8 protein-coding genes and 1 pseudogene are annotated in these 10886 nt (G+C 51.4%); 7 read left to right on the top strand and 2 right to left on the bottom strand.

Annotated features, from left to right (window positions below; all coding sequences use genetic code 11):
* The first annotated feature begins 20 nt into the window (after nt 1-20).
* The 6 genes from carA to pyrE all read left to right on the top strand — a co-directional run bounded on the left by carA (nt 21) and on the right by pyrE (nt 7483).
* A complete protein-coding gene (gene carA / locus JOC37_RS07500; RefSeq protein WP_204617623.1) occupies nt 21-1088 on the top strand; it encodes a glutamine-hydrolyzing carbamoyl-phosphate synthase small subunit in 1068 nt (355 codons plus the stop codon).
* 74 nt (nt 1089-1162) lie between these two features.
* The gene (carB, locus tag JOC37_RS07505) at nt 1163-4381 is read left to right on the top strand and encodes a carbamoyl-phosphate synthase large subunit (RefSeq protein WP_204617625.1); all 3219 of its coding nucleotides are present in this window, start codon (nt 1163-1165) and stop codon (nt 4379-4381) included.
* A gap of 33 nt (nt 4382-4414) precedes the next feature.
* Nucleotides 4415-5197, top strand: coding sequence for a dihydroorotate dehydrogenase electron transfer subunit (locus JOC37_RS07510; RefSeq protein WP_204617627.1), 783 nt, complete (start codon nt 4415-4417; stop codon nt 5195-5197).
* The gene (locus tag JOC37_RS07515) at nt 5194-6114 is read left to right on the top strand and encodes a dihydroorotate dehydrogenase (protein WP_204617629.1); all 921 of its coding nucleotides are present in this window, start codon (nt 5194-5196) and stop codon (nt 6112-6114) included. Before JOC37_RS07510 ends, JOC37_RS07515 begins: the two co-directional genes overlap by 4 nt.
* A 63-nt stretch (nt 6115-6177) precedes the next feature.
* Nucleotides 6178-6894, top strand: coding sequence for an orotidine-5'-phosphate decarboxylase (gene pyrF, locus JOC37_RS07520; protein ID WP_204617630.1), 717 nt, complete (start codon nt 6178-6180; stop codon nt 6892-6894).
* Between the two features lie 16 nt (nt 6895-6910).
* A complete protein-coding gene (gene pyrE / locus JOC37_RS07525; RefSeq protein ID WP_204617632.1) occupies nt 6911-7483 on the top strand; it encodes an orotate phosphoribosyltransferase in 573 nt (190 codons plus the stop codon).
* A gap of 113 nt (nt 7484-7596) precedes the next feature.
* On the opposite strand, the gene JOC37_RS07530 is transcribed toward pyrE, so the two are convergent.
* Both JOC37_RS07530 and JOC37_RS07535 read right to left on the bottom strand, forming a co-directional pair.
* A complete protein-coding gene (locus JOC37_RS07530; protein WP_204617633.1) occupies nt 7597-7800 on the bottom strand; it encodes a hypothetical protein in 204 nt (67 codons plus the stop codon).
* 166 nt (nt 7801-7966) lie between these two features.
* On the bottom strand, nt 7967-10150 hold the full coding sequence (locus JOC37_RS07535) for a YcdB/YcdC domain-containing protein (RefSeq protein ID WP_238480817.1): 2184 nt from the start codon (nt 10148-10150) through the stop codon (nt 7967-7969).
* A 320-nt stretch (nt 10151-10470) separates the two neighbouring features.
* Between JOC37_RS07535 and tnpA the strand changes: the two are divergent.
* Nucleotides 10471-10875 (top strand): annotated as a pseudogene (gene tnpA / locus JOC37_RS07540) (IS200/IS605 family transposase).
* Nucleotides 10876-10886: the final 11 nt, after the last annotated feature.

Below are 10886 nucleotides of genomic sequence, written 5' to 3' on the forward strand. Positions count from 1 at the left end.
AATAAACGGAGGTCTCTGCTATGCAAGCATTACTTGTTTTAGAAGATGGTTCTGTTTTTAAAGGTAAAGCGTTTGGTGCCACCGGGCAGCGCTTTGGCGAAGTGGTTTTTAACACCGGCATGACCGGTTACCAGGAAATTTTAACCGATCCGTCTTACTGCGGGCAGATTGTGGTAATGACTTACCCGCTGATTGGAAATTACGGTATAAATAAAGAGGACTTTGAAGCTAAAAAGTCTTACGTTCGCGGCTTTGTGGTGCGGGAAAACTGTGATAAACCCAGCAACTGGCGGGTAAGCAGCAGAATAGATGAGTTTCTGGCCCGGGAAGGGGTGATTGGTATCTCCGGCATAGATACCAGGCAGCTGACTAAAATACTAAGAAATCACGGCACCATGCGGGGTATTATCAGCACCGAGGAACAGGACCCGGCAGTGCTGGTGGCAGAAGCTAAGGCAGCACCCCATTTAACCGGGCAAAGGTTGGTACCCACCGTGGCCACCAGGGAAATTTATACCGTGCCGGGGGAAGGACCCAGGGTGGCGCTGGTGGACTTCGGGGCCAAGCAGAATATTATCCGCTGTTTGAATAACAGGGGATGCGAAGTGGTGGTGCTGCCGCCGGATACAGCGGCGGAAGATATACTGTCGTTAAACCCCGCCGGGTTGATGCTGTCCAACGGCCCGGGAGATCCGGTGGATGTACCGTATGCGGTGGAAACGGTGAAAAAACTAATTGATAAACTGCCCATTTTCGGTATCTGCCTGGGGCACCAGGTGCTGGGTCTGGCCCTGGGGGGTAAGACCTATAAGCTGAAGTTCGGGCACCGGGGTGCCAACCACCCGGTGAAGGATTTAGCCACGGGGCGGGTTTACATTACCTCCCAGAACCACGGGTTTGCGGTGGATGCCGGTTCCCTGCCCGGAGATGTGGAAGTGTCCCACATCAACCTTAATGACAATACGGTGGAAGGGTTAAGACATAAACACCTGCCGGTGTATTCTGTACAGTATCACCCGGAAGCGGCCCCGGGACCGGAGGATTCGGAGTATCTTTTTGATGTTTTTATGGAACTGCTGGAACGTTAAGTATCTCCGGCAGGGGGGCGCAGGCGAATTGAGCATAACAGCGGAACATTTCATTTACAGATAGGAGGACGTCAATGCCACGGCGTAATGATATCAGCAAAGTTTTGGTGATTGGTTCCGGACCAATTGTCATCGGTCAGGCGGCGGAGTTTGACTATGCCGGTACCCAGGCCTGCCGGGCACTGAAAGAAGAGGGCTTGGAAGTGGTGCTGGTAAATTCCAATCCCGCCACCATCATGACCGACGCCAATATGGCGGATAAAGTGTACATTGAACCCATTACCACGGAATTTGTAACCAAAGTAATTGAAAAAGAAAAACCGGACGGTTTACTGCCCACCCTGGGCGGTCAGGTGGGCTTAAATACAGCCATGCAGTTGGCTGAAGAGGGAGTGCTGGAACGGTGCGGGGTAAAGCTTTTGGGCACCCAGCTGACGGCTATTAAAAAGGCTGAAGACCGGGAATTGTTCCGGGCTTTAATGGCTGAACTTAACGAACCGGTACCGGAAAGCGCCATTGTGGAATCACTGGAGGAGGCGCTGGCCTTTGCCGAAAAAACGGGCTTCCCGCTGATTGTGCGGCCGGCATACACTTTAGGCGGCACCGGCGGGGGTATAGTGCACAATTACGAGGAACTGCGGGCCACTACTTTGCGGGGATTAAAATACAGCCTCATCGGCCAGGTGCTGATTGAGCGCAGTGTGGCCGGCTGGAAGGAAATTGAGTACGAAGTAATCCGCGACGGGGCGGACAACTGCATTACAGTGTGCAACATGGAAAACATAGATCCCATCGGGGTGCACACCGGGGACAGTATAGTGGTGGCCCCCTCCCAAACTCTCAGCGATAAAGAGTACCAAATGCTGCGCAGTGCTTCGTTAAAAATCATCCGGGCACTGCAAATTGAAGGGGGCTGCAACGTTCAATTTGCCCTGGACCCCCACAGCTTCAAATACTACGTGATTGAAGTCAACCCCCGGGTCAGCCGTTCATCTGCCCTGGCATCTAAGGCCACCGGTTATCCCATTGCCAAGGTGGCAGCAAAAATTGCCTGCGGTTTAACCATGGATGAAATTAAAAATGCCGTAACGGGAAAAACCTATGCCTGCTTCGAGCCTGCGTTGGATTACGTGGTGGTGAAGTTTCCCCGCTGGCCTTTTGATAAATTCAGCATGGCAGACCGCCGTCTGGGCACGCAGATGAAGGCCACCGGAGAGGTGATGGCCATTGACAGGACTTTTGAAGCCGCTCTGTTAAAGGCGGTGCGCTCACTGGACATTGGACCGGTGGCACTGGAACTGCCGGAATTGAAAAATTTAACTGCTGAAGAACTGGAAGACAAAATTTTACGCATGGATGATGAGCGGTTGTTTGCCCTGGCTGAGGCAATCCGCCGGGGGGTATCCACGGATAAGCTGCATCAATTGACTAAGATAGACCCCTGGTTTTTGGAAGCTGTGGGCAGAATAGTAAGCTGGGAAAAACTTCTGGCTGATGCGGTGAAAAGAGAGGGCCGCTTGGATGGGGAAATGCTGGCCCGGGCCAAAAAATTTGGCCTGGCAGACGAACAGCTGGCCCAAATAACCGGCCTTTCGCTGCCGGAATTAAGAAAACTGCGGCGGGAGCACGGTGTGCTGCCCACTTACAAAATGGTGGATACCTGCGCTGCGGAGTTTGAAGCCACCACGCCCTATTATTACTCCACCTTTGAGGGAGAAGACGAGGTGGCGGTAAGCGGTAACCGGAAAATTGTGGTGCTGGGTTCCGGGCCGATACGCATCGGCCAGGGAATTGAGTTTGACTACTGCTCGGTGCACTCCGTATGGGCACTGAGGGAAGAGGGAGTGGAAACAGTTATTATCAATAACAACCCGGAAACGGTCAGTACCGACTTTGACACGGCGGATCGGCTGTATTTTGAACCGCTGGTGCCGGGGGATGTGTTAAATATACTGGATAAAGAAAAACCGGAGGGGATTATGGTGCAGTTTGGCGGGCAGACGGCCATCAACCTGGCCCGGCCGCTGGCCGATGCCGGTTACAGCATTATCGGCACCGGTGTGGAGGATATAGATGCCGCTGAGGACCGGGAACGTTTTGACCGGCTGCTCACCGAGCTGGACATCCCCAAACCGCCGGGGCGTACCGCGTTTTCGGTGGAAGAGGCGGAACAAATAGCCGGGGAGATCGGTTTTCCGGTACTGGTTCGTCCATCCTACGTGCTGGGCGGGCGAGCGATGGAAATAGTGTTTAACCGGGAAGATTTATTAAACTACATGGCCAATGCGGTAAAGGTGACACCGGAACACCCGGTGCTGATAGACAAGTACCTGCTGGGCCAGGAACTGGAAGTGGATGCCATATGTGACGGTGAAACGGTGCTGATACCGGGTATCATGGAGCATGTGGAGCGGGCCGGGGTTCATTCCGGCGACAGTATAGCGGTGTACCCACCGCAAACCATCAGCTACCGCATTAAGTGCTTGATTGTGGATTACACCACCAGGCTGGCCAAAAAGCTGAATGTTAAAGGCATGATTAATATTCAGTATGTGCTGCACAACGGTAAGTTGTATGTACTGGAGGTAAATCCCCGGTCCAGCCGCACCGTACCCTTTTTAAGCAAAATCACCGGCATACCGATGGTTAAACTGGCCACCAGGTGTGCCCTGGGGTACAGGCTCACCGATATGGGGTATAAAGGCGGGCTGGCGCCCGAGCCCAAAGTGGTGGGCGTGAAAGCGCCGGTGTTTTCCTTTGCCAAACTGCTGGATGTGGATGTATCCCTGGGACCGGAAATGAAGTCCACCGGTGAAGTTATGGGTGTGGATTACAATTACAACCTGGCCCTGTACAAGGCACTGGTTGCCGCCGGCAGTAACTTTCCCAAACAGGGTACGGTGCTGCTGACAGTGGCTGATAAGGACAAGGCCGAGGTGCTGGCGGTGGCCAGGGAGCTGGTGGAGCAGGGTTACAGCATCTGCGCCACCTCCGGTACCGCTGCTTACTTGAGCAGGTACGGCTTTGAGGTGCAGCGGGTAAACAAGATTGGTGCCGGCAGCCCGGATATCGCGGACTTGATAAAAGCGGGCAAAATACAGCTGGTGATTAACACCATGACCAGGGGCAAAGCACCCCGGCGGGACGGGTTCCGCATCCGCAGGGCGGCGGTGGAACACGGCATACCTTGTTTAACGTCGCTGGACACCACCTGGGCGTTAATTGAAGTGCTGCGCCTGATTAAAGAAGGTGGGGAATTCAATGTTATACCGCTGCAGGAGTTTCGAGGATAGCTTACTCTGAAGTAATACGAAAGGATAAATGCTATGTCGCAATTATTAAAAGCTAAAGTAACAACCCACCGGCAGATATCCAGCGGTTATTATTTACTGGAATTCAGCGGGGCTGAACTGGCTGAAACCGCCCGCCCGGGGCAGTTTGTACATGTTAAGTGCAGCCGCACCACCGACCCCCTTTTAAGGCGGCCGGTATCCATCCATGACGTAAACAAAGACCGGGGAACGGTGCGCCTGCTGTACCGGGTGGCCGGCAGGGGAACCGAACTGCTGTCGGTCAAGGAACCGGGGGAACGGCTGGATGTGATGGGACCGCTGGGGAACGGGTTTCAACTGCCCGACCCGGGGGAAAAGGTGGCTGTGGTGGCCGGTGGAATCGGCGTGGCCCCGCTGTTTTTCCTTCTCCGGCAGGTGGCAGCGGCGGGAAATGATGTCAAAGTGTTTGTCGGGGCCCGCAGCTGCCGGGATTTGCTGGCGGTGGATGATATTAAAGGGCTGGGGGTTGAGATTCAGCTGGCCACCGATGACGGCAGTGCCGGGCACCGGGGACCGGTTACCGAACTGCTGGCCCGGGGTTTAAAAAATATAGACCGGATTTACACCTGCGGCCCCGCGGCAATGATGAAAGCGGTGGCCGGGCTGGCCCGGGAATATAATATTCCCACCCAGGTATCATTGGAAGAACGCATGGGCTGCGGGGTGGGGGCATGCCTGGCCTGCACCTGTAAAATAAAAACCCCGGGGGGCAGCAGCTACAAGCGTGTGTGTGCCGACGGCCCGGTATTTAATGCACAGGAGGTGGCCTGGGAATGAACAAACCTAACCTGGCGGTAAATATCGGGGGAGTTGACATGCAAAACCCGGTTACCACCGCATCGGGTACCTTTGGTTTCGGCCCGGAGTACAGCCGGTATATAGACATCAATGAGCTGGGAGCTGTGGTTGTCAAAGGCACCACACTGCATCCCCGGGAGGGGAATGCCACCCCCAGAATTGTGGAAACCCCGTCGGGGATACTGAACTCCATCGGGCTGCAGAACCCCGGTGTGGATTACGTGATAGAGCATTACGTGCCTTACTTTAAAACGCTGCGGGTACCGGTAATTGTAAATATATCGGGAGATACAGTAGAGGATTACGCTAAAGTAGCAGAAAAATTAGACGCAGCAGGAGGAATAGCCGGCTTAGAAGTGAATATATCCTGTCCCAATGTAAAAAAGGGCGGAATGGCCTTTGGCAGCGACCCGGCCATGGCCGCGGAAGTGACGGCAGCGGTTAAGTCGGCAGCCAAACTGCCGGTGGTGGTAAAGCTGTCTCCCAATGTCACGGACATAACAGCGGTGGCGGAAGCGGTGGCCGAAGCCGGAGCCGATGGCTTATCGCTGATTAACACGCTGCTGGGCATGGCCATAGACATAAATTCCCGCCGCCCCATTCTGGGCAGCGTAATGGGGGGACTTTCCGGCCCGGCAGTAAAACCGGTGGCTGTGCGGGCGGTATGGCAGGTTTACAAAGCAGTACAGCTGCCCATTATCGGTATGGGCGGTATCAGCACCGCCGAAGATGCGCTGGAATTTATTTTGGCCGGTGCCAGTGCGGTGGCGGTGGGTACGGCTAACTTTGTCAATCCCAGGGCCACCATGGATATAATAGCGGGAATAGAACGGTATTTAATTGATAATGGTGTTAAAGATGTCAATGAGCTGGTGGGAGCGGCACACGGTAATTAAATACCGCAGTAAATAATTATTAATTAAGTGCACGCAGGTTATCAAATAGAATAGGAGGAATTTATGGGTAAGAGAAAACTAATTGCGGCCTTGGACGTTGATTCCCTTGATAAGGCCCTTTCACTGGTAGATCAGCTGGCCTCCCATGTGGGCATGTTTAAAGTGGGGATGGAACTCTACAATGCTGCCGGGCCGGAGGTGGTACGGCAGATACGCCGGCGGGGGGGCAGGGTGTTCCTGGACCTGAAGCTGCACGATATTCCCACCACTGTGGCCAGGACAACCAGGGTGCTGACCAGGTTGGGGGTATCTATTTTAAATATCCATGCCGGTGGGGGACTGGCCATGATGCAGGCAGCGGCCAGCGCGGTACAGGATGAAGCGGCGGTGCAGGGTATAGAACCGCCCCAGGTTATTGCTGTAACTGTACTCACCAGTATGGATGAGATTACATTAAACACCCAGCTGAATATTCCCGGTACGGTGGAGGAACAGGTGCTGCGCTGGACCAAGCTGGCCCAACAGGCCGGCCTGCACGGCGTCGTTTGTTCACCCCTGGAAATAAAAACCATCAGAGAGACCTGCGGCCCCAATTTCACCATTGTTACTCCGGGCATCCGCCCCGCGGGCAGCGAGAAAAACGACCAGCGGCGGGTTATGACGCCGGCGGAGGCAGTTAAGCTGGGGGCCACATATCTGGTGGTGGGCAGGCCCATCACCGCCGCGGAAAACCCGGCGGAAGCTGCCAGGGCCATTGTGAAAGAAATTGAATCCATATAAACGGGGGAGCGAAATAATGTTAAGTCAGGAACAAATATACGAGATATTCGAAAAAACCAATGCCATGCTTGAGGGACACTTTAAATTAACCTCCGGGAAGCACAGCAACCGGTACTTCCAGTGCGCACAGGTGCTGCAGCACCCGCAGTACTGCCAGCAGCTGTGCCGGGAGCTGGCCCGCCGTTTTGCAGATATAGAAGTGGAAACGGTGATCGGGCCGGCCATGGGCGGTATACTGGTATCTTACGAACTGGCCAGGGCACTGGGAGTACGCAGTTTATTTGCCGAGCGGGAAAACGGGGAAATGAAACTGCGCCGCGGCTTTAGTATTAAGCCGGGGGAAAAAGTAATAGTGGCGGAAGATGTTATTACCACCGGCGGGTCAGTAAAAGAAGTAATGGAAGTGGTTAAAAACCTCGGCGGCGAAGTTGTAGGGGTGGGTGTATTAGTTAACCGTAGCGGCGGTAAGGCTGATTTGGGTGTACCGACGGAAGCGCTGATTACCACCAGCGTGGTTACTTATGAACCGGATAACTGCCCGCTGTGCCAGCAGGGTATACCGGCGGTAAAACCCGGCAGCCGCAGCTAAAAATTATTCTTACTTATTACCACTGCATTTTTTGGTAGAAACCCTTACAATTAGTTTTATGCAGAAGTTTGAAGCTGCCACTGGAAGCCGCGCGGCCTTGTGCCCGCGGTAGTTCACTTTTTTCTAAATAGGGGATATACTTCTTTTTTTAGTAGTGAATAAAGGAAATGCCCTGCTGCCAATAATACAAGCACATACTCAATAAGATTAACAATTCCAAATTCTTCAAAAATCGGTGCTTTAAAGAAAATATACCCAAGATACAAAATAAACAAAATAATAATGCCAACTTTCTTTAAAATGTTCCAAATAATCAATTTTATAACCACCTTTCTTCGGATAATTCATATCTTAACTGCCCGTAGTTGGGCTCTTTTATAGTATCACGCTGGCAGGATGCCTCTTTTTGCAGCATATGTATACCTTTATATAATAACAAAGAACCCACCTATTGAGATAATCCGATAGGTGGGTTCACAGATTTTACTTTTCTACCTTCAGCAGCTGCACCAGCGCGGTGGCGGCACTGCCCCTGGTGACCTTTTTATTTGGCAGATAATTTCCGTCTATTGCTGACTGCAGGTGCAGCCCCATGCTCAGGGCGGCGTAGCCCTTTAAATGGTCGGGAATGGTATCAGCATCCCGGGTTTTCAATACATAAATATCTTTTAACTTAGCAGCACCGTCATAGTCCAGCGTGTTAATCATTAACTGGGCCAGCTCCAGCCTGGTTACTTCACTATCCAAATTAACGGCATCCTTCTGTTCAATAATCCCCAACCGGATGGCGGAATCAACTATTTTATTTTTGTTTTCCCGGTAAGGTATTTCGGTGGACCAATGCCGGCTGGCCACCAGCCAGGCTAAAACTTCCAGTTTAGTGATCTCTTTGTCCGGGTAAAACTTATCGTCACTGCTCTTTATAATATTGGCCCGGGTTAGCAGTTTAATATCCTTTTCCGCCCGGTGACCGCTGATATCGGTAAAGCTCTTTTTTAACTGGGGCGGAAGCGGTTTGCCGCGCCAATTTAAAAACTTTCCTGTTTTGGCATCCAGCATGTATGACGGCATGTGCTGCCAGTGGTAAACTAAATGAACCTGCTCTTTCTTATTCTCCTGGTACAGCTGCCGGTACTCCAGTGTCAGGTCCCCTGCTGCCAGGAAAGTGTTCACCGCTTTTTGCCGGTCAATGGATCCGGCAGCTGCTGGGAACTTAACATCCCACCAGTTCATGCAGTAACTGGTTACCTCTCCCGTACGGGAGTCCACCTGAACATCAAAACCGTTGCCGGGGAACGGTATCCCGTTTACCAGCCGGACAAAGGAAAAACGATACCGGCGGGGCTGTTTTTTGCCCTTGAGAGTTATTTCATCGGTGGAGGTGTTTTCCAATCTTATGTTTGCACAGCGCCTGGGCTGCTGTTGGCGAATATAATCTTCGGCAATTTTTTGGGCCTGTTCCCTGCTGAGCTGTCCGTAGTCCTGAGAACTCTTTTTGCTTTTCAAATCTCTGTTCCATTTGTAAAAAGATATCAGTTCTCCTGTGGCGGCATCAATACTAGCCTCTGTGGAACCGTTTTCACCTTTCCATCGAAAACTCCAAATCATTTGTTTCGGGAACCGGTAGTTCTTATTTAAACGGCTGTGAGACAATTTCTGATCTGACGGGATTTTTACCGTCTTTTCAGCCCGTTCCCGGGCCTTTTCAGCAGTGATGATACTCTTCAGCTTATCCACTTCCGCCTGCTCCGCCGGCGACAGTTCCTGCTTTGTGTTCATTTTTTCACTGAACTCTTTCATTTCCCTTTCATCACCAAGCCCGTAGAAGGGAGATTTTATAACCTTACCGGCCAGGGCATCGATAAACAGGGAGCTGCCGCCTTTAACCCGGTATACCAGTTTAACCGGCTCTGGTTCTTTCTGCTTGTAAACACGGGGTTGAAAATAAACCAGCTCCACCTGGCGGGCAAAAATCTTTTCTGCCTGCCGTGCTGAAATTTTGCCTGCCGGTGATGGAAACGGCTGGTTTTCATTCCACTCCAGCCTGTAGCTTTTCAGCTCACCGGTGTCGGCGTTTATACATACGTATATACTGTCATCCGGGTAGGCGATACCGTTAACCACCCGCTGGAAGTAATAAGAATATTCAACTGGTCTGCGGGAACCCAAGGGTACAGGATGTTCTTTTTCTGGGGCCGGTTTGGTTTGCACATAGTAAGCGGGAGCCAATTTTTGTGCCCACTTTTCGGCCAATTTAGCCGCATCACGGTAAGAATACTTGGGTATACCGTTAAATTTCTGTTCCGGCTGCCGCTGGCCCCAGAGGTACATGCTTAAGATATCGCCGTTGGCGGCATCAACCTGTACGGAAATACCGTTCTCTGATTCTCCGCTGCGCTCCCAGCGTAAATACCATTCCGCTCTACCGTCAGAAGAGTTCATACTGCTTTCAAAGCGGTCATATTCATCACCGATGTTAAAAAGAGTTTTCGCTTTTTCAATGGCTTTATCCAAAGGAAATTTAGCTTGGGATATTTGGCTGTTAATTTTTACGGTGGATGCGGGTAATAGCCCTGTTTTAACCTCCGCAGCGGCTGCCAGTGGGTTGAGCAGTAAACTGGCGGACATGCATCCTGCTGTGAGGGCGGCTGCTGTTTTCTTGAGCAAAATATAACACCTTCCTTTTTGGGTATATTTACCTTATATGACGGAGAGGAATTTAATAAAGTTTCACCGGTTTGAAATAGGCGTTAATTTTATCTTAACAAGTACCTTATAAGAATGCTTTAAAAGAAAATTAAAAAAACGTTCTGGTGGAGGCCCGCTGCATGAGGCTGGATAAAGAAAAAATTTAACTTTCCCGCCGGGAAGTCCCCGTCCTGAGCTTTCCTTGCTCGCGAAGCGAGAGTGAAGGGCGGGGATGAAAGGCGGGTCATGTTTTTCCAGGAAATATTGTTTTGCATTGGTTCCTCCTGTAGAATAAAGCTATGAAATACCAATTGGACAAAGGTTGCCATGCTGTATATTCTCTTCGATTTCACTACATTTGCTGCATCAAGTATCGACGCAAGGTGCTTACAGCAGAGGTATCGGAATACCTGAAGAAAGTAAACAAAGGCATCGCTGAAAAGTTTGATGTGCAAATAATCGAGCAGGAGACCGATTAAGATCATATTCACATTATCTTTGCTTCCGAACCACAAATTCAGCTATCCAAGTTTATCAACTCCTTGAAGTCCGTTTCAGCAAGACTGATTTTCCGGGAGTTCCCGGAAGTAAAAAAGCAACTATGGGGTGGTCATTTCTGGTCTCCTAGTTATTTTTTGTCCACCGTGGGTGAGGTGAAACTCGAGGATGTCAAACGATACGTTCAATCCCAAGGTAATCCGTAACTACAAGTTCC

Origin of the sequence: Desulforadius tongensis, from assembly GCF_016907915.1 — a bacterium.
GTDB lineage: Bacteria > Bacillota > Desulfotomaculia > Desulfotomaculales > Desulfohalotomaculaceae > Desulforadius > Desulforadius tongensis.